Annotated in this window: 19 protein-coding genes; 12 read left to right on the plus strand and 7 right to left on the minus strand. The window is 64.0% G+C overall.

Going from position 1 to position 23,938, the window contains the following annotated elements; translation table 11 throughout:
- Positions 1-17 precede the first annotated feature (17 nt).
- Positions 18-1,160: a M23 family metallopeptidase gene (locus AC1DMG_RS02670; protein ID WP_441601757.1), complete on the plus strand. Its 1,143-nt coding sequence runs from the start codon at positions 18-20 to the stop codon at positions 1,158-1,160.
- A gap of 340 nt (positions 1,161-1,500) precedes the next feature.
- Complete coding sequence (locus AC1DMG_RS02675) at positions 1,501-2,325, plus strand: polysaccharide deacetylase family protein (RefSeq protein WP_477180158.1); 825 nt, start codon at positions 1,501-1,503, stop codon at positions 2,323-2,325.
- A gap of 42 nt (positions 2,326-2,367) precedes the next feature.
- On the opposite strand, the gene AC1DMG_RS02680 is transcribed toward AC1DMG_RS02675, so the two are convergent.
- Both AC1DMG_RS02680 and glnA read right to left on the minus strand, forming a co-directional pair.
- Complete coding sequence (locus AC1DMG_RS02680; RefSeq protein WP_441601759.1) at positions 2,368-3,699, minus strand: hypothetical protein; 1,332 nt, start codon at positions 3,697-3,699, stop codon at positions 2,368-2,370.
- A gap of 97 nt (positions 3,700-3,796) precedes the next feature.
- On the minus strand, positions 3,797-5,212 hold the full coding sequence (glnA, locus tag AC1DMG_RS02685; protein WP_477180159.1) for a type I glutamate--ammonia ligase: 1,416 nt from the start codon (positions 5,210-5,212) through the stop codon (positions 3,797-3,799).
- A 323-nt stretch (positions 5,213-5,535) separates the two neighbouring features.
- Between glnA and AC1DMG_RS02690 the strand changes: the two genes are divergently transcribed.
- The gene (locus tag AC1DMG_RS02690; protein WP_441601761.1) at positions 5,536-6,333 is read left to right on the plus strand and encodes an undecaprenyl-diphosphate phosphatase; all 798 of its coding nucleotides are present in this window, start codon (positions 5,536-5,538) and stop codon (positions 6,331-6,333) included.
- A gap of 45 nt (positions 6,334-6,378) precedes the next feature.
- Positions 6,379-7,944 carry a winged helix-turn-helix domain-containing protein gene (locus AC1DMG_RS02695; protein WP_441611142.1) on the plus strand — a complete coding sequence of 522 codons (1,566 nt, stop codon included), beginning with the start codon at positions 6,379-6,381 and terminating at the stop codon, positions 7,942-7,944.
- Here the strand turns inward: AC1DMG_RS02695 and AC1DMG_RS02700 are convergent.
- Positions 7,941-9,059, minus strand: a complete 1,119-nt coding sequence (locus AC1DMG_RS02700) for a serine hydrolase domain-containing protein (RefSeq protein ID WP_441601763.1) — start codon at positions 9,057-9,059, stop codon at positions 7,941-7,943. The two genes, AC1DMG_RS02695 and AC1DMG_RS02700, sit on opposite strands and share 4 nt — an antisense overlap.
- A gap of 116 nt (positions 9,060-9,175) precedes the next feature.
- Positions 9,176-10,126 (minus strand): LysR family transcriptional regulator, encoded by a 951-nt coding sequence (locus tag AC1DMG_RS02705; RefSeq protein WP_204634934.1) that lies wholly within the window; start codon positions 10,124-10,126, stop codon positions 9,176-9,178.
- Between the two features lie 145 nt (positions 10,127-10,271).
- On the opposite strand from AC1DMG_RS02705, the gene AC1DMG_RS02710 reads away from it, so the two are divergent.
- The 8 genes from AC1DMG_RS02710 to AC1DMG_RS02745 all read left to right on the plus strand — a co-directional run bounded on the left by AC1DMG_RS02710 (position 10,272) and on the right by AC1DMG_RS02745 (position 21,392).
- On the plus strand, positions 10,272-11,468 hold the full coding sequence (locus AC1DMG_RS02710; protein ID WP_477180160.1) for an efflux RND transporter periplasmic adaptor subunit: 1,197 nt from the start codon (positions 10,272-10,274) through the stop codon (positions 11,466-11,468).
- A gap of 217 nt (positions 11,469-11,685) precedes the next feature.
- A complete protein-coding gene (locus tag AC1DMG_RS02715) occupies positions 11,686-14,886 on the plus strand; it encodes an efflux RND transporter permease subunit (protein ID WP_441601765.1) in 3,201 nt (1,066 codons plus the stop codon).
- A 187-nt stretch (positions 14,887-15,073) separates the two neighbouring features.
- Positions 15,074-16,462, plus strand: coding sequence for an efflux transporter outer membrane subunit (locus AC1DMG_RS02720; RefSeq protein ID WP_477178526.1), 1,389 nt, complete (start codon positions 15,074-15,076; stop codon positions 16,460-16,462).
- Complete coding sequence (locus AC1DMG_RS02725; RefSeq protein ID WP_477180161.1) at positions 16,459-17,223, plus strand: SDR family oxidoreductase; 765 nt, start codon at positions 16,459-16,461, stop codon at positions 17,221-17,223. Before AC1DMG_RS02720 ends, AC1DMG_RS02725 begins: the two co-directional genes overlap by 4 nt.
- A gap of 139 nt (positions 17,224-17,362) precedes the next feature.
- Complete coding sequence (locus AC1DMG_RS02730) at positions 17,363-18,334, plus strand: TolB family protein (protein WP_441601768.1); 972 nt, start codon at positions 17,363-17,365, stop codon at positions 18,332-18,334.
- A gap of 112 nt (positions 18,335-18,446) precedes the next feature.
- A complete protein-coding gene (locus tag AC1DMG_RS02735; protein WP_441601769.1) occupies positions 18,447-19,523 on the plus strand; it encodes a sensor histidine kinase in 1,077 nt (358 codons plus the stop codon).
- Positions 19,520-20,287, plus strand: coding sequence for a LytR/AlgR family response regulator transcription factor (locus AC1DMG_RS02740; protein WP_477180162.1), 768 nt, complete (start codon positions 19,520-19,522; stop codon positions 20,285-20,287). The genes AC1DMG_RS02735 and AC1DMG_RS02740 overlap by 4 nt, the downstream gene beginning before the upstream one ends.
- Positions 20,288-20,414: 127 nt before the next feature.
- Positions 20,415-21,392: a TolB-like translocation protein gene (locus tag AC1DMG_RS02745; protein ID WP_441601771.1), complete on the plus strand. Its 978-nt coding sequence runs from the start codon at positions 20,415-20,417 to the stop codon at positions 21,390-21,392.
- On the opposite strand, the gene AC1DMG_RS02750 is transcribed toward AC1DMG_RS02745, so the two are convergent.
- The 3 genes from AC1DMG_RS02750 to AC1DMG_RS02760 all read right to left on the minus strand — a co-directional run bounded on the left by AC1DMG_RS02750 (position 21,386) and on the right by AC1DMG_RS02760 (position 23,887).
- On the minus strand, positions 21,386-22,294 hold the full coding sequence (locus AC1DMG_RS02750; protein ID WP_441601772.1) for a prolyl oligopeptidase family serine peptidase: 909 nt from the start codon (positions 22,292-22,294) through the stop codon (positions 21,386-21,388). The two genes, AC1DMG_RS02745 and AC1DMG_RS02750, sit on opposite strands and share 7 nt — an antisense overlap.
- Before the next feature lie 67 nt (positions 22,295-22,361).
- Positions 22,362-22,823 carry a GNAT family N-acetyltransferase gene (locus AC1DMG_RS02755; protein ID WP_441601773.1) on the minus strand — a complete coding sequence of 154 codons (462 nt, stop codon included), beginning with the start codon at positions 22,821-22,823 and terminating at the stop codon, positions 22,362-22,364.
- Complete coding sequence (locus AC1DMG_RS02760; RefSeq protein ID WP_441602133.1) at positions 22,820-23,887, minus strand: AI-2E family transporter; 1,068 nt, start codon at positions 23,885-23,887, stop codon at positions 22,820-22,822. Before AC1DMG_RS02760 ends, AC1DMG_RS02755 begins: the two co-directional genes overlap by 4 nt.
- Positions 23,888-23,938 lie beyond the last annotated feature (51 nt).

The raw sequence follows: 23,938 nt of genomic DNA on the forward strand, positions 1-23,938 counted from the left end.
CACCACGGATGACGGCTATGCGTTTCTGGCGCGAGTGCCTGCTCGCTATGCTCATGTTGCTCGCGGCACCCGCCGTCATCGCGCAACGTGCACCGCTGCATCAGTCATTCGACCTACGCGTGCCATGGATGCCGCAGCCGGTGGCGGTCGCCGGCAAGGTCTCGCTGGTATACGAACTGCATCTCACCAACGAGGCGCAGGAGACGTTGACCATCCAGCGCATCGACGTCCTCGACGACCAGCAACACCTCCGTGCCGAACTGACTGGCAGCGAACTCCATGCAGCCATCGGCAGGGCCGACCGGGCAAAAGGCGACGAGCGCCTGCGTGTGGCGCCGGGCATGTCGGCGGTGGCATATCTTTCCGTTCCGCTGGCCGACACCGCCGCCGTGCATCTGCGTCACCGTGTGGTTTACGTCGATCAGGCCCATCAGAACCTCACCACCGAAGGCGGCGACGTCGCGTCAGTCAGTAACGCACCACGGCAACTGGGTCCGCCATTGCGTGGCGGCCCATGGGTGGCGATCTACGATGCGCGCTGGGAGCGAGGCCATCGCCGTGTGCTTTACGCCACCGACGGCAGCGTGAAAGTGCCGGGCCGCTTCGCCATCGACTGGATCCGCGTCGGGCCGCACGGCGGTTATGCGCAGGGCAAGGGTGAGTCGCCCAAGCAGTGGTTTGGCTATGGCGCCGATGTGCTCGCCGTGACCGATGCGACCGTGGCATCGACCGGTGAAGGCGTGTCCGAGCCACCCACGCTGGCCGACGGCGCCGCGCACAAGGTGTCGCTGGAGGATGCCGCCGGCAACTACGTGGCGCTGGATCTGGGTGATGGACGCTACGCGTTCTACGAACATCTCAAGCCCGGCAGCATCCGTGTGAAAGCCGGGCAACGCGTGCGCCGTGGGGACGTCATCGGGCAACTGGGCTTCACCGGCGAGTCCACCGGTCCGCATCTGCATTTCCATGTGAGCGATGCCAATGCGCCGCTTGCCGCCGAAGGTTTGCCATACGTGCTGACATCATTCCGTGTCCTTGGCGCCTATGCCTCCATCGAGGAGTTCGCACAAGGCCGAGCATGGACGGCGGCCACGTCGCCCGCGGCCGGCAACGGATTTCCTGCGCCGCTTTCCGTAGTCGACTTCGACGTTGGTCGTTGACGCTGCACCATGCAGACATGCGGGGAACGCAGCAGGAGCGACCAAACGCGAACCTGACGAATGCCGGCGCCAAGGCCCGAAGACCGTTTAGGGCAAAAAGTGACCCGCTCTCTCGCTGGCATGCGCTCATTACGTCGCCCCCTTTCCTGGCCTTTCGTCCAGCACCGCGCTTTGCAGGCGAAACATCGTCACTGCTGCCGTTGCATTTACTGGTCCAGACCTGGTGCGAACAGGTTGGCACGCTCTGTGCTCTGGCAGTTCTCAGTCGAACTGCCAGATAGATCGCACAATGCAAAAGCTTGTTCTTTTCCTGGACACTGATCTTCGCACGCTCGAAGTGGTGCGCTGGCTCGCCGACCGTGTCAAATCGCTACCTTCCAAGTGCGCAGCACTGCCTTGGGTGCGGGCCATCCATGCCGTATTTCGCCTGGCCAAACCCATCGCCATCACGGTGGTGGCGCTGGACATCATCCTTTTGACGACCGCTTGGCTCACGCCCCGACCCGAGCATTTCAGGATTGATCCAGGCCAGCACGGCATCGCCCCGTCGGCTTACTCGCCCTGGTACAAATTCACCGATCGCGTTCAACATCGCTCGTACGCCATGCTGACGTTCGACGATGGCCCGGCCGGTGGCGGACTCGACGAGAAGTTTCTCGAAGTCTTGAACCGCCACCACGCGCACGCGATATTTTTCCTGGTCTGCAAAAACATCAACGAGCGCACGCTGCCCGTGCTGGGAGAGATGGAGCGCAGCGGGAACGTGATCGGCAACCATAGCCTCGACCATCTGCACGTCCCCAGCTTGTCCTACGCGGATGCCTGGCATCAGGTCGATGCATGCAGTTCGCGCATCGCCGACATCACCGGGCATCGGCCGAAATATTTTCGGCCGCCCTTTGGTCATTCGTCAGCCTACGCTGACCAGGCTGTCCAGGCGGCCGGCATGAAGTCGGTGTTCTGGAACGTCAATTCCAAGGACTACATGTACCACGACCCGAATAAGATCTACGAATTGAGCACGCAGAGTCCCGGCGATATGTCGATCTTTCTCATGCACGAGCGTGCCGGCACCGCCGAAGCCCTCGACAAGATCCTTACCGACCTGGAGCACCGCGGGTTCACCTTTGTACTTCCGGATGATCAGAACGCAACCGGTGTTTGAGGTTTAGCGGCAGTCAGATCACCTTGACGTAGCTTGTCGCGCTCAAAGTCCGGGCGCGAGCGGCCACGTTGTAAGCCATGGGTCGTCCGCCCGGTTGTCCCGCAGCCCCATGGCGAGCGCTTTGCCGTCGGCCGTGACGGCCACGTGGCGATCATCGGCAAAATGCATCCACGCCGGACGCGCGGCCATGCGTTGCTGCAAGGTTTCGTGGCGATCCCGGGTCTCTCGCAACCAAAGCATCAGAGCGCCCATGCGAAGACTGGCCGCCACGTCCTGTTGGCGTGCAAGGTAAAGATCAAACTCAGGGCCCGGCATGCGAGACAGCATCGTGCCTCCGCTATTGGCCACCAGGTCGAAGATGTCGAAACGTGGGCTCGCGCCCGGCATGGCAAGGTGTTCGTCTGCCAGCAGCTTTTGCGGCAGGGTGGCATCGCATACGGCGCTGTAGCGTGGCGCCAACAGGCGCTGCGTGCCTTTCACGTCCAAGCTGAGGTTGTCGTACCAGTGTTCCTGTTTTCCAAAGAGGTCCGGCGACGCCAGCAGCGAAAATTCCGACCGGATGCTGGGGCACAGATCGACATCCGCGTCGGTGACTGGCGCGAATGCCGCGGCACACGACTCAGGCATGGGTTCATCGATCGGCGATGCCGCCAGCAATTGCGCAAACAGTTGTATGGCGCCGCGCAAACGAGCGGCGAAGATCATGCTGCTGATCAGGGTATCGCTGTGCGCATGCAGGCGACGCATCGTGGCCACCTGCGTGCAGGCCGCATCCATCGCTTGCGCCTGGTGTCCGTCGAGGAAGCTTGCTGCGATCGCGGTTTGCCATAGCCCCATGGACGCGCCGAAGGACGGTGTCGATGTCACAGGACTGATGGGCTTGTCCGTCCAGACGTAGTCAAAACCGCTAAGCGCTTCGTCACGCACAAGCCGTTGCTGATGGCGGGCCAGCACCTCGCTGACGGCATCGCGATGCGCCCGCACCTTGCCCAGGCAATCGGCTTCGCGCGATTTGCACAGCACGTCGCGATCGGCTTTGGATATCCTGGGAATCGAGGGGAAATCGGACTTGGGATCGGGTAGGGGGTCGGTGCTGCCGGTTCCAGGCTTGAAATGCGACTCCCACGCGAGCACGCGCTGGCGATCCTTGGCGAAAGCCGCGTCGAGCTGGTCGGCCGGCACATCGAAGTCCACGAACCAAAGCCATGGATATGCATTGCGACCCTGCGTCGGCTTGCTATCCGCCTGCAGCGCGGCCAGCGCCTCTTTTTGCTCCGGCGTCGGCGGACGCAGCCGCCCCCATGCAAACACCGCCACCACGGCGACGACCAGTCCAGCGACCGCCCACAGCAATCCCTTCAGCGCGCGATGCATGCGTGTTCCCCTTGTGTCCCTGCACGCATTCTAGCCACAGAAAAAACGAGGGGCGCCTAAGCACCCCTCGTCTCTCAGTGATCGCGGAAACTTGCGATCAGAGCGCGTAATACATCTGGAACTCCAGCGGATGCGTGCTGGCGCGGTAACGGGTCACTTCCTGCATCTTCAGCGCGATGTACGCATCGATGAAGTCGTCGGTGAACACGCCGCCGGCCTTGAGGAAGTCGCGGTCCTTGTCGAGCGCGTTGAGCGCTTCGTCGAGGCTGGCGCAGACCTGCGGGATGTTCTTCTCTTCTTCCGGCGGCAGGTCGTACAGATCCTTGTCGGCCGGTGCGCCCGGGTCGATCTTGTTGATGATGCCGTCCAGGCCGGCCATCATCAGCGCGGTGAACACCAGGTAGCCGGAGTTCATCGGATCGGGGAAGCGCACTTCGATGCGGCGGCCCTTCGGGCTGGACACGTACGGAATGCGGCAGCTGGCCGAACGATTGCGAGCCGAGTAGGCCAGCATCACCGGCGCTTCGAAGCCCGGCACCAGGCGCTTGTAGCTGTTGGTGGTGKAGTTGGCGAACGCGTTGATGGCCTTGGCGTGCTTGAAGATGCCGCCGATGTACCACAGCGCCGTCTGCGACAGGCCGCCGTACAGGTCGCCCGCGAACATGTTGTTGCCATCCTTCGCCAGCGACTGGTGCACATGCATGCCGCTGCCGTTGTCGCCGACGATCGGCTTGGGCATGAAGGTGACGGTCTTGCCGTTCTGGTGGGCGACGTTCTTGATGACGTACTTCATCGTCATCAGTTCGTCGGCCTTCTTCACCAGCGTGTTGAACTTCACGCCGATCTCGCACTGGCCGGCATTGGCCACTTCGTGGTGATGCACTTCAACCACCTGGCCCAGCGACTCGAGCACCTTGCACATGTCGGCGCGCAGGTCGCCCAGCGAGTCGACCGGGCTGACCGGGAAGTAGCCGCCCTTCACGCCCGGACGGTGGCCGGTGTTGTTGTCTTCGTACTTGTAGCGCGAGCTCCACGCGGCTTCTTCGGAGCCGATTTCGTAGAACACGCGGCCCATGTCGTTCTGCCAGCGCACGGAATCAAAGATGAAGAATTCCGGCTCCGGACCAAAGAACGCCGTGTCGGCGATGCCGGTCGACTTGAGGAACGCCTCGCCGCGCTTGGCGATGGAACGCGGATCGCGGCCATAGGCCTGCATGGTGGACGGCTCGAGCACGTCGCAGTGCAGAACCATCTGCGTGTGGGCGCTGAACGGGTCGAGGTAGGCGGTGTYCGGATCSGGCATCAGCASCATGTCCGAWKCSTYGATRCCCTTCCAGCCGGCGATCGACGARCCGTCGAACATCTTGCCGTCTTCGAACGTGCCCTCGTCGATGGCATGGGCCGGGAACGTCACGTGGTGGTGCTTGCCGAGCATGTCGGCGAAGCGGAAGTCGACGAATTCGACCTCGTGTTCCTGGATCAGATCGAGCACTTTCTGGACGGGGGACGACATGGACAACCTCGACGGGCGAAAAGGTGAGTAATCGACAGGCGTCTGAGCAAGCCGCGTGCCAAGGGGAATGATCTTTTTATATCAATGGTTTAATTACTGCAAATCGATGATGACGCCGCTTGATTGCACGATGATGAAACATCACAAAGCACCATATTGGTGCAATGACGGCGGGTCGGGCGTTCCTGCTTTTGTGGGATTTGCCGTGCGGCGAAATCAGCCACATCGGATGCAACGTGCCCCAAAAACGCCACGCCAGTCCCTTAAGCTATGCCGCTTTGCGCCGGTATGGAACCGGTGCTGACCTCACTGCCGGAGTCTGTGTGAGCGACATCATCAACGTCATCCTGCTTGGCATCATCGAAGGCATCACCGAGTTTCTGCCCATTTCCAGCACGGGTCACCTGCTGATCGCCGAAAAATTCGGCCTGGGCCAGCGCTCGGACTTGTTCAACGTGGGCATTCAGGCGGGTGCGATCCTGGCGGTGACCTTCATCTATTGGAGCCGCATCTGGCAGTTGTTCACGCAGTGGCGTGACCCGGCCAACCGCGATTACCTGGCCAAGCTGTTCGTGGCCTTCATGATCACGGCGGTGCTCGGCTTTATCGCGGTGAAGCTCGGCTTCAAGCTGCCCGAAGCGGTGACGCCGGTGGCGTGGGCGCTGGTGATTGGCGGCATCTGGATGATTGCAGCGGAACGTCTCGCTGCCCGCCAGCCCGATCGCACGCAGGTGACGTGGCGCGTGGCCATCCTGGTCGGCATCGCGCAGATGATCGCGGGCATCTTCCCGGGCACTTCGCGCTCGGCGGCCACGATCTTCACGGCGATGCTGTTTGGTACCAGCAATCGGGCGGCGGCGACGGAGTTCGCCTTCCTGGTCGGCATTCCCACCATGTATGCCGCGACCGGCTACGAGCTGTTGAAAGTGTTGAAGGATGGCGGGGCGCACCACGAAGACTGGACGGCCTTCGGCATTGGTTTCGTGGTCTCGGCCATCGTCGCCTTCGTGGCAGTGAAGTGGCTGCTCGGCTATATCCGCAGCCATCGTTTCACGCCGTTCGCGATCTATCGCATCGTGCTGGGCATCGCCCTGCTGTTGTTGATCCCTGCAGGCGCCTGAGCAAACCATGCGAGGATGATGTCGGCACACTGACCTCCTCACCGCATGAGCGCCACGCGTTACCGACTGCTGGATCTTTCCATCGACGCGATGCGCCAGCGCGTGACGCGCGATGGCGCGACGCTCGATGTCCAGGGACTCTCGTTTCAGTTGCTCGCGTGCCTGCTGCAGCACGGCGTGGACGTGGTGGATTTCGACACGCTGATCGCCGAAGTCTGGGCGCCCGCCGTGGTCAACGAGGAAACCGTCACGCAGCGCGTGAAATTGCTGCGCCAGGCGCTGGGCGATGACGGCCGCGCACCGCGCTACATCCGCTCCGTGCGAGGGCGCGGCTACCAGTTGTGCGATATGCCGGTGGTCGAGGAAACAGATGCACCGGCAGCGACTCGCGTGCCACGGCGATGGATCGCGCTCGCCATTGGCGTGCTCCTGCTCGCGGCGGCTGGCATCGCCTGGTGGCTCATGCCCCAGCGCATCCACAAACCCTCCGCCACGCAGGAGGTGGTGCAGCGCGCGAGCTATTACGCCGGCATCGGCCAGCGCGACAACAACGAACGCGCCATCGCGCTCTATCAGCAAGCGCTCGCCTCGACGCCCCAGAATGCCGATGCGCGGATCGGCCTGAGCCGCGCGTACAGTGCGCGCGTCTGCCTCTACAATTTTCCCTACCAGTGGGCGCAGCAAGCGCAGACGCTGGCCGACGACGCCGTTGCTGGCGAACCTTCCCGCGCTTCCGCCTGGTCGGCACTGGGCTATGCACGCGACTGCCTGGGCGACATCGATGCCGCCATCGCGGCCTACGAAAAGGCCCTGGCACTGGACGCGGGTGATGACGCCACGCGCGCCTCCGTCGCCTACCTCTATCAGGAGCGCGGACGCATCGACGAGGCGCTCCATGCCAACCTGGACATGCGCGGCGACGCTACGCGCGTGCGCTTCCGCGAAGTGCAGATTGCCCGTGAGATGGCCTTGCTTGGTTTCGACGACGCTGCCGAAGCACGTCTCGCGCGCAGCTTCCAGCTTTATCCCGACAATGTGTTTTCCAACATCGCCTGGCCGCGTCACCTGTTTCTGCACGGTCGCCTGGTGGAGGCGCAGCAGGCACTGGACGAAGCGCTGACGCGCAACACACCGCATGTGGAGCTGTACGTGCTGCAGGGTGAACTCGCGCTGCTGCGCAACGATCGCGATGCGGCGCTTGCCGCCTTCGTGCACGCCCGGCAACTTCGCCCGCAAATGGGTTTGCCGGGTACGCTTGAAGGGCTTTATGGCAAGGACGCGCCCAGCGCCAGCTGGCTTGCCGCGCGCGTCGATGCGGTGCGTGACGAAGCTTCACGCCATACGCTGTATCCCGGCGAATGGCTCGAACTGGCGATGCTGCTGCAGGCGCAAGACCAGCGCGATGCCGCCATCGATGCCGTGCAGACCGCCGTGAGGCAGGGCTATAGCGATGCGGCTTATCTGCAGCTGTCGCCGCTGCTCAAGTCGTTGTCGTCCGATCCGCGCTACGCGGCGGCAATCGCCGTGATCAACCGCCGCGTGGCCGAACAGCGCCAGCGCGTGCTGGCAGCGACATGGTGTCCGCCCGAATTGAAAGGCGCGTCGCGCTAGGGCAACGCCTTCAACACATAGTCGCGAAAGATCTGCTGCGACTGCTGATGCGCGTTGCGCTGGTTATAAGCGGTGCTGGTGATCACGGCGACCAGTTGCTGGGACGGCATCACCAACACATAGTTGCCGCCGTTGCCGGACATGGCCCATGCCACCTGCTCCGTGCCGTGCACGGGGAAACGGAAGCACCACCACAGGTAACCGTAGTCGGCGTCCTCGCGCGCCTGCGCATGGGGGGTGAGCATCTGCTTGATCCAGGCTGCAGAGATCACCTGGCGCCCGCCCCAGCGTCCACCGTCGAGCGCCAGTTCGCCGAGCTTGGCCAGGTCGCGGCTGCGATAGCGCGTGCCACCGCCACCCATGCCGATGCCTAGCGGTGACTGGTTCCACTGCACCGCGGTGATGCCCAGCGGTTTTTCCAGCGTGTCCGCGGCGAACGCGGCGAGGCCTCGATGCGCGGCGCGCTCCACCACCGCCCCGGCCGTAAATGCGCCGGCCGTGCAGTAAGAGAACGAGCGCCCGTACGGACTGTCCTTCGGTTTCGGCATCCACGGCGCAAAGCCCTTGATGGGCAGGTCGAGCGCAAACTGCAGCCAGTCCTCGGTGACGTACATCCGCTCCTCGTTGCCGCTTGAGAACTCGTTGTCGTCATTGCACTCCCACAAGGAACTCATGGTGAGCAGGTCTTCGAGCGTGATGGCCGACTTGCGCGTGTCCGGATGCTGCAGCGGCTGCTTGTCGGGGAAGAAGTCGTACACGCGCGCCTGCACGTTGGCGATCAGGCCGCGATCGATGGCTGCACCAACCAGCAGGGCCGTCACGCTCTTGCTGGCGGAACGCACGTCGTTGAGCCGCGCGGCATCGCTGCCGTTGAAATAACCCTCGTAGACCAGCTTGCCGTGCTGGGCGACGACGACGCTGGTGATGCCCTTGACGCTGCCGTCGTTGAGCTTCGCTTCCATCGCAGCCAGGGACGCCAAGTCCCAATGGGCAGTGCGGGCATCGCCAACTGCCCAGCCATCACCGCGGGCGACGGGCGGCTGATAGTCGGCGCAGGCGAGAGAAGGCACCGCCAGCATCAGCGCCAGCAGCCATCGGTGAGAACGATTGGACATGGGTGAGCTCCGTGGGAAAACAGAGCCCAGCCCAACAGGTCACCGAATGAAGCGCCTGAAATGCGTATGAAGAATTCTGAAAGCGCACAGCCGTGCGCTTTTCCGCCGTTGTGCGGTCAGGCGCTGAGCCGCTCCGGCACCGCCGCCATCACCGGCTTCTTGTGCTTGCCCGGCTCGCTGGTCTGCTCGAACACCTCGCGCACCCATTCGATAAAGGCCTGCACGCGAGCGGACAGGTGTTTCTTCTGCGGGTAGACGATCCACACGGGTTTGCCGGTGGAGGTGGTGTCGGTCATCACCAGCTCGAGCTTGCCGAAGTCGAGCATGCAGGCGGCGATGACATGCGGCGCCTGGGTGATGCCCAGCCCCGCGACTACCGCCTGGATCACCGACTCGGCATCGTTGATCAGCAGGTGCGCGTCGATGTCCACGGCGACCTGGCCGCTGGGCGTCTCGAACTGCCACTGGCGCGGGCGGCCGTTGGGCAGGATGTAGTTGATGCAGCGGTGATCCTTCAGATCCTCGATGCTCTGCGGCGCGCCATGCTTCACCAGGTAGTCCGGCGAGGCGATCATCACATTGCGCAGATAGCCGATCTTGCGGGCGATCAGGCTGGAATCTTCCAGCGGCCCGACCCGGACAGCGCAATCGATGCCTTCCTCATTGAGGTCGTAGGGGTAATCGCACATCGACAGCTCAAGACGGATGTCCGGATAGCGCTGTTCGAATTCCGCCAGCCTGGGGATGATCACGGTGCGGCCCACGGCGGCCGGCACGCCGATGCGCAGCTTGCCGGTCGGCTTGCGCTGGGCATAGCCCAGGGCCTCGGTGGCCTCGGTCAGATCGGCCAGGATCTCCTTGCAACGTGCATGGAACGAGGCCCCATCGTCGGTCAAACGCAGCGAACGCGTGGACCGGAACAACAGCCGGGCACCCAGCTGTTCTTCCAGTCGCGACACCGCACGGCTGACGCCGGAGGGGGTCATGCCCAGTTGGGCGGCGGCCGCGGCAAAGCTCTTGGCTTCGACGACGCGGACAAAGGCAGAGATTGCGGCAAAGTCTTCCATAGGCTGGATTTTCACCCCATTCGTGACTGGGAGTCACTATTGCATTGCATCAAAAACCATTTATTGAACCAGATAGTACACCTAATCTTCCGCTCCTGATCGTCGGGGTACCCCCACGTCGACGAGTTCATTCCGGGAGCGCAACATGAAAAACCGATGGATCCTCGCCATTCTTGCCCTCGCCGTGGTGGGCGGCAGCTGGGCCCTGCTGGGCCATAGCGCCGACAGCCACGCCCAGGCCGGCCCGCCGCCCGCACCCGCCGTCACCGTGTCCCAGGTTCTGGTCCGCCCGGTGGACGATGCCGACGAATTCACCGGCCGGCTGCAGGCGGTCGACACCATCCAGCTGCGGCCCCGCGTCAGCGGATATGTGGACTCGGTGCACTTCAGGGAAGGGGCGATCGTGCGAAAAGGCGATCTTCTTTTCCGCATCGATCCGCGTCCCTATCAGGCTGAAGTGGACCGCCTGAGCGCCAACCTCGGCCAGGCCAAGGCTGAGCAGGTGCTGGCCCAGTCCAATGGCGAGCGTGCCCAGCGCCTGCTCGACCAGCATGCGATCTCCAAGGAAGAGGCCGACCGCCAGCAGACCACGGCACAGAGCGCCAAGGCCCAGGTGGCCTCCACCACCGCTGCACTGGACGCCGCCAAGCTCAACCTCAGCTTCACCGAAGTGCGCGCGCCGATCGACGGTCGCGTCAGCAATGCCCTGGTGACGCCCGGCAACCTGGTGACCAGCAACGACGTGCTGACCAGCGTGGTGAGCGTCAATCCGATCTATGYGTACTTTGACGTCGACGAGCACAGCTATCTGAAATTCGATCGCCAGCGTCGCGAACATGGCGCCGCGCCGCAGATCTCGATGGCGCTCGCCGATGAAAAAGGGTTTCCCCACACGGGCCGCGTGGACTTTGTCGACAACCAGCTACGCGCCGGCAGCGGCACCATCCGCCTGCGCGCCGTGTTCGACAATGCCGACGCGGGCTACACGCCCGGCCTCTACGTCCGCATCCAGCTCCGCAGCGACAGCCGCCAGCCGCGTGCGCTGGTCGATGACCGCGCCGTCGGCGCCGACCTTGGCAACAAGTACGTGTACGTGGTCGACAAGGACCGCAAAGTCGAATACCGCCGCGTCGTCACCGGCCCGCTACTGGACGGCCTGCGCGTGGTTACCGAAGGTCTGGACGCCAAGGACACCGTGATCGTCTCGGGCATCCAGCATGTGCGTCCGGGCGTGGAAGTGAACCCGACCAAGGTGGCCATGGAGACGCGCAGTCTGGATCCGAGCAAGCAGATTGCGATGGCCGGCAGCGCTTCTGGCAAGAACGCGGCGCAACAGAAGTAACGCTCTATAGCTCGTCATTCCTGCGAGGCGCTTCTCAACAGCCGAAGGCTGGTCAAGCAGGGATGACGGGTCAGGACACCCGTAAGCAAGAAACGAACGCCCTCGCTCTCTTGAGCCGAGGGCCAGGGACGCTTTGTCTTCGCATCACGCAGGCAAAGCGCCGGAAGTCCCCGCCTCGCGCGGGCATTGGTGCCAGCGAGCAACCAGGACGAATGCAATGAAAATCGCACAATTCTTCGTGGACAGGCCGATTCTGGCCGGCGTCCTCTCCGTGCTGATCCTCATCGCGGGCAGCATTTCGCTGTTCAAGCTGCCGATCAGCGAATACCCCGAAGTCGTACCGCCTACCGTGGTGGTGCGTGCTTCCTATCCCGGCGCCAACCCCAAGGTGATCGCCGAAACCGTCGCCACGCCGCTGGAAGAACAGATCAATGGCGTGGAAGGCATGCTGTACACCAGCTCGCAGTCCACCAGCGACGGCGCGATGACGCTGACCGTCACCTTTGCGCTGGGCACGGACCTGGACAACGCCCAGGTGCAGGTGCAGAACCGCGTCGCGCAGGCGCAGCCGCGTCTGCCTGAGGAAGTGCAGCGTCTTGGCGTGACCACGCAGAAGAGCTCGCCCGACCTGACCATGGTGGTGCATCTGATCTCGCCCGATCAGCGCTACGACATGCTGTATCTGTCGAACTATGCGCGCCTGCACATCAAGGATCAGCTCGCCCGCCTCGATGGCGTCGGCGACGTGCAGATCTTCGGTGCCGGCGAATACAGCATGCGTGTGTGGCTCGACCCGCAGCGACTGGCCTCGCGCCAGCTCACCACGGGCGACGTGGTGCATGCGATCCAGGAGCAGAACATCACCGTGGCCGCTGGCGCGCTGAATGCACCGCCGGGCCCGACCAACTCTGCCTTCCAGCTCAACATCAACACGCAGGGCCGACTGATCACCGAGGAAGACTTCCTCAACATCATCGTGCGCAAAGATGCCGATGGCTCGTTCACGCATCTGCGCGACGTGGCCCGCGTGGAGCTGGGTTCAAACAACTACGCGCTGCGCAGCCTGCTCAACAACCAGCCGGCCGTGGCGTTGCCGATCTTCCAGCGCCCGGGTTCCAACGCCATCCAGATCTCCGATGAAGTCCGCGGCCTGATGGCGGATCTGAAGAAGGATTTCCCGCAGGGCGTGGATTACCAGATCGTCTACGACCCGACCGTGTTCGTGCGTGGTTCGATCGAAGCGGTGGTGCATACGCTGTTCGAAGCTATCGCGCTCGTCGTGCTGGTGGTRATCCTGTTCCTGCAGACGTGGCGTGCTTCGATCATCCCGCTGGTCGCCGTGCCGGTGTCGTTGATTGGTACGTTTGCGGTGATGTTGATGGCGGGCTTCTCGCTCAACGCGCTGTCGCTGTTCGGCCTGGTGCTGGCGATCGGCATCGTGGTGGATGACGCCATCGTGGTGGTGGAGAACGTCGAACGACATATCGAGCACGGCCTGTCGCCAAAGGAAGCGACGCGCAAGGCGATGAACGAAGTAACCGGACCCATCGTGGCCACGGCGCTGGTGCTGTGCGCGGTGTTCGTGCCGGCAGCCTTCATCAGTGGCCTGACCGGTCAGTTCTATCGCCAGTTCGCGCTGACCATTGCGATTTCGACCGTCATCTCCGCCTTCAATTCGCTCACCCTCAGCCCGGCGCTTGCTGCCTTGCTGCTGAAGGATCGCGATGCGCCGAAGGACAAGCTGAGCCTGCTGATCGATCGCGCCTTCGGCTGGCTGTTCCGTCCGTTCAACCGCTTGTTCATCAGCAGTGCGAACCGTTACGTGGGTGGCGTCAAGCGCATCCTGCGTTCGGGTTCGATTGCGCTGATCATCTACGGTGGCCTGGTGTTGCTCGGCCTGTTTGGCTTCGCCCACGTGCCGACGGGTTTCGTGCCGCCGCAGGACAAGCAGTACCTGGTGTCGTTCGCGCAGTTGCCGGATGCCGCCTCGCTCGACCGTTCGGAAGACGTGATCCGTCGCATGAGCGACATCGCGCTCAAGCAACCGGGCGTGGAAAGCGCCGTGGCGTTCCCGGGCCTGTCGATCAACGGTTTCACCAACAGCACCAACTCCGGCATCGTGTTCGTGACGCTCAAGCCGTTCGAGGAACGTCGCGATGCATCGCTGTCGGCCGGTGCGATCACCGCTGCCCTGCAGCAGAAGTATGCGGGCATCCAGGACGCTTACATCGCGATCTTCCCGCCGCCGCCGGTGAACGGCCTGGGCACGATCGGTGGTTTCCGCCTGCAGGTGGAAGATCGTTCCGATGCGGGCTTTGAGGAGTTGTACAAGCAGACGCAGAACCTGATCCAGGCAAGCACCAAGGTGCCGACGCTGGCAGGCCTGTTCTCAAGCTATCAAGTGAGCGTGCCGCAGATCGACGCGGACGTGGACCGCGAGAAGGCCAAGGCCGAAGGCGTGGATCTGGCTGATGTGTACCAGACCATGCAGGCTTACCTCGGCTCGCTCTACGTCAACGACTTCAACCGCTTCGGTCGCACCTATCAAGTGAACGTGTCCGCCGAGCCGGGCTTCCGTCACGAGCCGCAGGACATCCTGGGCCTGAAGACGCGCAGTTCGACTGGCGAGATGATCCCGCTGGGTTCGTTCCTTACGGTGAATCAGACCGTGGGCCCGGATCGCGTGCAGCACTACAACGGTTATCCGACGGCCGAGATCAACGGTGGTCCGGCGCCGGGCTTCAGCAGCGGTCAGGCCCAGGCGGCGATTGAAAAGCTGGCCAAGGACAACCTGCCCAACGGCATGACGTTCGAGTGGACCGAGCTGACTTATCAGCAGATCCTCGCCGGCAATACCGCCGTACTCGTGTTCCCCTTGTGCGTGCTGCTGGTGTTCCTGGTGCTGGCCTCGCTGTACGAAAGCCTGTTGCTGCCGCTGGCGGTGATCCTGATCGTGCCGATGGTGCTGCTGTCTGCGATCTCCGGTGTGTGGATGACCGGTGGCGACAACAACATCTTCACCCAGATCGGCTTGATCGTGCTGGTGGGCCTGGCGTGCAAGAACGCGATCCTGATCGTGGAGTTTGCCCGCGAAGCGCAGATCCTCGAAGGCATGGACCGCACGCAGGCGGTGTTGGAGGCAGCTCGCCTGCGACTGCGCCCGATCCTGATGACCTCGTTCGCTTTCATCATGGGCGTGGTGCCGCTGGTGACCTCGCACGGTGCGGGTGCGGAGATGCGTCATGCGATGGGCGTGGCGGTATTCGCCGGCATGCTTGGCGTCACCTTCTTCGGCCTGATCTTTACGCCGCTGTTCTATGTGCTGGTGCGCGGCTGGGGCGAACGCAACAGCGAACGCCGCCGCGCTCGCAAGGCCGCGCGCCTTGCGCAGTCCGGCAACCTTATCGAGGAGCGTTGATATGTCCTTCTTCAAGAACCTCAAAGCCTCACTGCTCCCTCTCCCCACGCGGGAGAGGGGCCAGCGGAGCGACACGCTAGAGTCGGGCGTCGGCCACATGGATTTCGCACTGGTCGATGACTGCGCCTGCGAACCCGTATCGCGCCGCAACACCGCCAAGAAAGTCACCGCCATCGCCGCCGCCATCATGCTGTCCGGCTGCGTGAGTGTTGGCCCCGACTACCATGCGCCCCAGGAAAAGCCGGTGGCCCTGCAAGGCGTCAATGCGCAGGAATCCACCCAGACCTTCCAGGCCCAATGGTGGAAGCAGTTCAACGACCCCACGCTGGAAGCACTGATCCAGCGCGCGGCGGCGAACAGCCCCGACCTGAAGATCGCCTATGCGCGCCTGCGTGAATCGCGCGCCTTGCTCGGCGTGGCGAAGTCGCAGCAGATTCCCGACGTGGAAACCGTCGCCAACTATTCGCGAGCCCGCGAACAGCAGCCGGGTTTCACCGACCAGCGCACCACCATCACCAGCTACCAGGCCGGCTTCGATGCCAGCTGGGAGATCGACTTGTTCGGTGGCGTGCGTCGCTCGGTGGAAGCCGCGCGTGCCGACGCCGGCGCAAGCGAAGCATCGTTGCAGGATGCGCAGGTGACGTTGTTCGCGGAAGTCGCGCGCTACTACTTCGATCTGCGTGGCGTGCAACTGCGCATCGACGTGGCCAATCGCGACATCGAGAACCAGCGCGAATCGCTGCGCCTGATCCATGCCCGTTCCGATATCGGCACGGGTTCGGAGCAGGATGTGGCGAGCGCCACCGCGCGACTGAACTTCGTCGAAGCGCAGCTGCCCACCCTGCAGACCCTGGCCCAGAACGACACCTCGCGTCTTGCCGTGCTGCTGGGCGAGCGTCCGGGCGAGCTGGATATCGATGTCTCGCCGAAGGGCTTCAAGCCGATCGACGTGGCACTGGATATCGGCAACGCGGGTGACGTGCTGCAACGCCGTCCGGACATCCGCATCGCCGAGCGCGAACTGGCCGCCGCCAATGCGCGCATCGGCGTGGCCAAGGCGGATTACTACCCGCATATCCAGCTGGGCGGTTTCCTCGGCTTTCTTGCTGGCCGCAGCAACGACTTCGGCGGGGCGCAATCACGCGCCTGGTCGATCGCGCCGAGCATCACCTGGTCGGGCCTCAATGTGCAGCGCGTGCGTTCCAACGTGAAGGCCAGCGAGGCGCGTTCCGATGCCGCGCTGGCGAGCTATCAGCGCACCGTGCTGCAGGCGGTGGAAGATGTGGACAACGCCATCGTCGGTTACAACCTGCAGCGCGAGCGCGTGCTCAAGCTGCAGGATCAGGTGACCAATAGCCGCCACGCGGCCGACCTCGCGCGCATCCGCTACAACGAAGGTGCTGCCGACTTCCTGCTGTTGCTCGATGCCGAGCGCACTCAGCTGGAAGCGGAGGACTCGCTGGCCGATGCGCAGGCCGCCATCAATCTGCGCGCCGTGTCGGTGTACAAGGCGCTTGGCGGTGGCTGGCAGGCCTGCGCCAGCGAGCGTTGCGACCAGCTGGCCGCGACGCCATGAACGCGGTGGCGTTTCCGGGGAGGCCTTCACGACGTCGCGCGGCGACGGCCGACCCGGAGCCGTCACAGCGCGTGGCGCTGATCAGCGGCGCCAATCGCGGGCTGGGTTTTGAGATCTCGCGCCAGCTCGCCGCCGAAGGCGTCACCGTGTTGCTGGGTGCACGCCGTCCACTGGCTGGCGAAAAGGCAGCACGACAATTGCGGCGCGAAGGCGGCACGGTGGTATCCGTGCCGCTGGATGTCACCTCGCTGGAGTGCGTGCGCGAACTGGCCGCGCGCATCGAGGGCGAATATGGCCGGCTGGATATCCTGATCAACAACGCCGGCGCGTATTTCGATGTGGACAATCAGGCATCGTCGGTCGACCTCAGCCTGGTCCGGCAGGCGTTGGAAACCAACCTGATCGGCGCCTGGCAATTGACCGAGGCCATGCTTCCGCTGATGCAGCGGCATGGCTACGGGCGCATCGTGAACGTCTCCAGCGGCTGCGGCGCCAACGACAGCGACGGCGCGAGTTGTCCCGCCTATCGCGTGTCCAAGGCCGCGCTCAACAGCCACACGCGCATGCTCGCCGCGGAACTCGCCGGCAGCGGCATCCTGGTGAACGCCGTATGCCCCGGCTGGGTCGCCACCGATATGGGCGGCCACGGTGGACGCCCCGTCGCCGATGGCGCCGCGGGGATCGTCTGGGCCGCCATGCTGCCCTCGCGCCCGGCCGTCAACGGCGGCTTCTTTCGCGACAGACAGCGCATCGACTGGTAGCGCATCCCACCGGTAGTCCATGGCGAGAGACCGCTCGTGGCTCCCACCACGCCGGTCGTCACAAATGCGGCGACGCCATGCCGTGATCGCTCTAGTTTGTGCGTGCTGAAGGGCTCCGGTTGGCCCGGGAGTTCGCACCATGTGGCAACAGATGATATGCGTCGTGCTGTTGGCGATCTGGCCGTTGCTGCCATCTTCATCGATCGAGCCATCGGCGGCCGCGCCGACTGTGTTTGTTCCCGGCGGCGACCTGCATGCCTCCGATGACGCCTCACCGGCCTTCACACCGGACGGCAACACGGTCTATTTCATGCGCGGAACCGACCATGGCGCCACGGTGATGGCGTCGCACCGCGTCGACGGACACTGGTCGACGCCAGCGGTCGCTTCCTTTTCCGGCCAATGGCGCGACGGTGACCCGGCGATAGCGCCGGACGGTTCGTTTTTGTTGTTCGCCTCCAACCGGCCCGCCACGAAGGACGGGCAAGCCCTCGACGCCATCCGCAAAGGCCAGCGTCTGGTCGGCCAGGGCATGAACCTGTGGCGCGTCGATCGCAAAGGCGACGGCTGGAGCGAACCCGTGCGCTTGCCCGACGCCGTCAATACCTGCACCAGCACGTTCGCGCCCAGCATCGCGGCGGACAACAGCGTCTATTACATCGGCTGTGCACCCGATGGTGTGCTGCGTCCGCTGCGCGCGGCGTACGAGCACGGTCAGTACCAGGCATCTTATGTGGTGGCGGTGGGCGACAAGGACGCGCAGATCCGCGATGTCGCCATTGCCCCCGATCGTTCGTTCATGGTCTTCAGCATCAAGCACGAACCCTCGCAGCCGTATCGGCTGGCGATTGCCTTTCACACCGACGACAACTGGAGCACGCCGCAGGACCTGGGCGACGCGGTGAACGGCGGCACGCACAATATGGGCTCTCAGCTGGGCTGCGACCATCGCACGCTGTATTTCTCCAGCGATCGCGCCCTGCCCGCCTCGCTTTCAGGGAAAACGTCGAGCGCCAACGCGGACCATATCTGGCGCGTCTCGCTCGCTCCCTGGCTGGCCAGACTGGGCGATCGCCTGGTGGCGGCCGCTGCAGCCTGCATGGCAAGTTGAGCGAGGCCGCACTAACGATGTCTTCAGGCACTGTTGCCGTACATTACGGGCGTCCAGACTGGGGGAGTTCACTGCAGCGGCTCGTGCCTGCGAGGTTCCGGTGTCCGACCTGATGACTGCGCCACGCTGGAAGATCTGGGCGCTCGTGTTCGTCTTCTGGACCCTGCTGGGCCTGTCCTACACGGCCAGCTCGGTGATCTCCATGATCAGCGAGGGCGAGGTGTTCACCTGGACCCGCCCATTCACCTGGAACCTCACCAACGCCTATCTGTGGATGTTGCTCACGCCCGTCGTGGCGTGGCTGGGCAGCATCGGCGGCCACGGTGGCTGGCGTCGCTTCTGGGCAGTGCACCTGCCCGCCAGCATCCTGCTCGCGGCGCTGCAGGTGATGCTGGTGCTGGCCATCTACTGGACGCTGTGCGGGCCGCCCCTCTCGCGACCGAACATCAGCTTCAGTGCGTTCTCGCGCATGCAGTTCGCCTATAACTTCCATCTCAGCTGGCTTACTTACGGCGTGATCCTGGTGGTGTTGCGCGCCATCGATTCACAGCGCCGGCTGCGCGACGAACGCCTGCGCAACTCGCAGCTTGAAACGCAGCTGGTGCAATCGCAGCTGCAGACCTTGCGCGTGCAACTGCAGCCGCACTTCCTGTTCAACACGCTCAACGCCATTTCGGCGCTGGCATTGGCCAACCCGGTGCAGGCGCGGCAGATGATCGCGCGACTGAGTGATTTTCTTCGCCTCACCCTGGAAGAGCGGCACGCGCAACAGGTACCGCTATCGCGTGAAGTGGAATTCCTCACCTGTTATCTCGGCATCCAGCAGGTGCGCTTCCAGGATCGTCTGAGCACCCACATCGATGTTTCCGCCGACACGCTGCGAGCGCTGGTGCCCAACATGATCCTGCAGCCGCTGGTGGAGAATGCGCTGCGCCACGGGCTGCTGGAGAAGACGGAGCGCGGCACGCTGCATATTTCCACGCGACGCGATGGCGACAATCTCCTGCTGCGCGTGGACGACGACGGCATCGGCCTGCCGCCCGACGGTCCCAAGGACGGGCTGGGCCTGGGCAATACGCGCACCCGGTTGGACATGCTGTTCGGCCAGGACGCCACCTTGGAACTGCAACGCAAGCCCGAAGGCGGCACACGGGTGGAACTGCGCTTTCCGTTCCGGGAGGCCGCATGACTACGCCGCCTATCCGCACCTTGATCGTCGACGACGAGGTCCTGGCACGGCTGGCCATCCGGCAGGCGCTGGCATCGCATGCGGATGTGACGATCGTGGGCGAGTGCGGCAACGCGAGCGAAGCGCGACAGGCGATCGAAGCGCTGGAACCGGACCTGATGTTCCTCGACATCCGCATGCCGGGCATGGATGGCTTCCGTCTGTTGCATGGACTCAAGCGCGACGGTCTGCCGATGGTGGTGTTTGCCACCGCGTACGGCCAGCACGCGCTGCGCGCCTTCGACGCCAATGCGATCGACTACGTGCTCAAGCCGATCGACCAGGAGCGTTTTGACCAGGCGATGATTCGCGTGCGGCGCCATTGGCAGGGCTTGCACGCTCTGCCCGTCCCGGTCGCGACTTCAGKTGCAGCGCAGGTGCCCGCATCGCCCTATCTGCAGCGGCTCAGTGTCCAGCATGGCGAGCATATCCGCGTGATTGCCGCCAGCGATATCGACTGGATCCGCGCCGACGGCAACTACGTGCATATCCATGCCGGCAGCGCGACCTATCTCCACCGCGAGTCGCTGCGCCACCTGCTTGCCGTGCTCGATCCGGCCTGCTTCCTGCGCATACACCGCGGCATCGTGGTGAACGTGGAACGCATACGCGAAGTGCATCCCCTGTTCCAGGGCAGCGCGGAAGTGGTGTTGCAGGACGGCACGCGGCTTAGCCTCAGCCGCCGCTTCCGCCTGCACGCACGTCGCGCCCTGGGTATGGCCTGACCGCCGACGCGCCTGCGTCGACCGCTCATCACGCCGCTCTGGCCGCCAGTCACAAACCTGCTGCAGCTCGCACACCTGTGCTCCATGGTGTGGCGGACCCACCGTCCCCTCTGCTGGAGCATCGTGCATGCCGTCGCAACTGTTCATCCCGGCCGGCCTGTTGGCCCTCGCCCTGATAGCCGCCAATGCCGGTGCGGGCGAGTTGGTCGGGCCAGGCGTGATCTCCACCGGCTTGCAGGAGACCTCGGCGGCCGTGAGTCCCGATGGCAAGACGCTGTATTTCATGCGCTCGGATTTTGCCGAGAAGGACGACACCATTCTTGTCACGCATCGGCGCGGCCAGGACTGGACCACACCCGAGGTCGTGTCGTTTTCCGGCCAATGGCACGATTCCGAGCCGGCGCTGTCACCGGATGGCAAGCGCCTTTACTTCGTCTCCAATCGGCCTGTGCATGATGGCGACGTGCCGGTGATGGCCGAAATGGGTGGCCAGACGTTTGCCGGCACCAACCTGTGGTACGTCGAACAACAGTCGGACGGCCGTTGGGGCAAGCCCGTCCATGTCGATGGCGCACTCAATGATGGCGCGATGATTTACAACCCTTCGGTCGCGTCCAATGGCGACATCTATTTTTCGGCTCATCGCGACGATTCGGGCAAGGCGTATCAAGTCTATGTGGCGCGACACACCGCCAACGGCTACGCGAAACCTGAGCGCGTGGCGTTGGGCGACCTGGAACACAATCGCATGGATCCTTGCGTCGATCCGGACCAGCGCTTCCTCATCTACGCTGGCAACGAAGGCGATTCGCTAGGCAGCGCGGACTTGTACATTGCCTTTCGCGAGCCCGATGGCCGCTGGGGCAAGCCGCTGCATCTGGCTGGCGACGTCAACAGCACCGCGCTGGAAAATGCGCCCTCGCTGGGCCGTCAATTCGGCGAGCTGTATGTTTCGAGCAGCCGCCAGAGCACGGTGAATTTTCCCAAGCCCAAGGACGATATCGCGTCGCTGCAGCAACGCCTGGGTGAACCGCTCAATGGTTCGCGCAACGTGTGGCTGTTCGACATCAGCGATGTGCTGAAGGCGCATGGCATCGATCAATGAGTCGTCGTCGATGCGGCTGGGATATCCGAGAACCATGCGCCGACGGCCTTGCGCACCAGCGCCAGCGACGCAGGATCGGCGGCCCATTGATGGGACATGCCGGCCAGCAGGCGACACTGCAGCCGCGATACCTGATCGCCATACAACGGCTTTAGCCCGGCGCACAGCGCCGACACCGCTTTCCCATCGAGCACCGCGTCGTTCGCACCTTGCAGGAACAGCAACGCGGGACGATGTCGTGCGATATCGGCGGTGTGCGCGGCCGCGTCGGTCTGGTGGGCCAGTTCGCGCGACGCGGGTGACCAGGTGTAGGTCTGCCTCGTCGCTTTCTCATAGGCCTGCACCGAATCGGTCAGACCCGTTGACGGGTTGAGCAGCACCGCGCCTTCGATCTTCACCCTGCCCTGCGACAACGCGTAGAGCGCTGCTGCGCCGCCGGCGGAGAAGCCGACCAGGCCAACCGCGCTGCCAGCCTTCATGCAGCCATGCTCGACCAAGGCCGCGACCACGTTCGACAGCTCATCCGCGGCGCCAGCGACCACGGGCTTGAACACTTCCAGGCCAAGATCCTCGCCCTGCCGCCGCGCGAGTTCCTTCATGCCACCAGACGGTGCTCGCGCGCCGAACAGAGGGAGGCCGAGGTAGATCTTCACCGCACCGACCTCGTCGAGCGGCAGCGCCTCCATCATGGCGCTCTCGCTGGCCGGTGGGCCGAAGCCGTGCCACAGGATGATCGGCGCTTTGTCGATATGCGTGGGGATGCGCACGATGGCGGGCACGCCATTGAGCGTCGTTTGCGCAACCGTCGGCGTGGCACGGCCTTGCGCCTCGCAACGATGAAGCCCGTCCGTCGACGTCGTCGCTGCCATCGCGGAACAGCTGCCCGCAAGTAGTAGCGCCATGGCGCCGAGTCGGACCGCGAACGAAACGTGCATGGCGCTTACCCGCGTCGGTGAGTCTACGGCGACGCTACAACGGCTTGCGGTAGACAATAAACCCTGACTTCTCGGCTAGCTGGTCGTAGAGCTGCATCGCGTTGGTATTGGTTTCATGGGTTTGCCAGTACACGCGCGATGCACCGGCCTGGCGTGCGTTGGCATACACCGCTTCGATCAACGCGCGTCCGACACCCATGCCGCGTGCCGCCGGTATGGTGAACAGATCCTGCAGATAGCAGCTGTTCGCGCGGCTGATGGTGCTGCGATGGAACAGGTAGTGCGCCAGTCCCAGCAGCTGGCCATCGCCTTCGGCCACCAGCGCGTGCATCGGTTCGTCTGCCGCGAGAAAGCGCGACCACGTCTCGCGCGTGATCTCTTGCGCCAGCGCGGTGTCGCCGCTGCGGCCGTAGAACGCGTTGTAGCCGTCCCATAATGGCTTCCACGCATCGAAGTCCTGCGCGCCAACCGCGCGGATCGCGAAGCGAGCCGTCAACGCTGCACCATGCGTGCAAACCAGCGCCAGCCGCGCACGCGTTCGGCCACCAGCTTGGCGCTGGTGAGCATCGGCACCGCCAGTAGCGCACCCGGGATGCCCCACAACCAGCCCCAGAAGAGCAGCCACAGCAGGATCGCGATCGGGCTCAGGCGCATGCGATGCCCCTGGATCAGCGGCGTCACCAGGTTGCCTTCGACCGCCGTGATGCCGGCGAACGTGAGAGCCGGCAGCAGGGCCGCACCCGGCTCGTTGAAGTTGAGCAGGCCCACCACCGCAAGCACGGTCGTGGTGCTGATCGCGCCCACGTAGGGAATGAAGTTGGCCAGCATCGCCACCGTGCCCCACAGCAAGGGATCGGGCATGTGATACAGCCACAGCATGCCGGCGGTGACGGCGCCAAGGCCGAAGTTGATCAGCGTCGCCGTGAGGATGTAACGCGACACCTCGTACTGGATGCCGCGCACCACGTGGACGGCGTGTCGCTTGTAGCCGAAGTTGGGCGATGCCTCCACCAGTCGTCGCAGCATCAGGTCGCCGTAGACGAGGAAGAAGAACACCAATAAGACCACGGTGAGCACGCCGGCCAGGACCTTCGGCGTGGTCGCCACGATGTCCCACACGGTGATGGAGAGCGGCGACTGCGCCGAAGCCTGTACCTTCGTGGGCCCCGTGAGGCCTTGGGTGGCGCGGTTGGCCGCCTCAAGCGGCTGGGTGAAGTTGCGCAGCTTCGGGATAAAGCTGCGGATCGCCGTCGGCGCTTCGTGCACCCAGCCCAGGGCGGGCTGGGTGAGCGCACCCACGCCGAATCCGATGGCCGTCATCAGGCCGATCATCAGCACGCTGGCCGCCAGCCAGCGCGGAATCCCGATGCTCGAGCAACGCGCCACGATGGGATTGAGCGCAAGGCCGATGAACGAGGCGAGCACCAGCGGTATCAGCAGCTGCTTGGTGATGGTCACCGTATACATCAGCGCCAACGCCAGGAAGATATTGAGCACGACGCGGATACCGCGCAGGTGCCGGCGTGCACTCTGCGTGCGCTGCACCCGCATCAGGTTCATCCGCGGCTCGCGGCTGGGCACCATCGCGTCGACGGGTACCTCCGGTTGCGC

This window comes from Dyella sp. 01N36 (genome assembly GCF_056399745.1).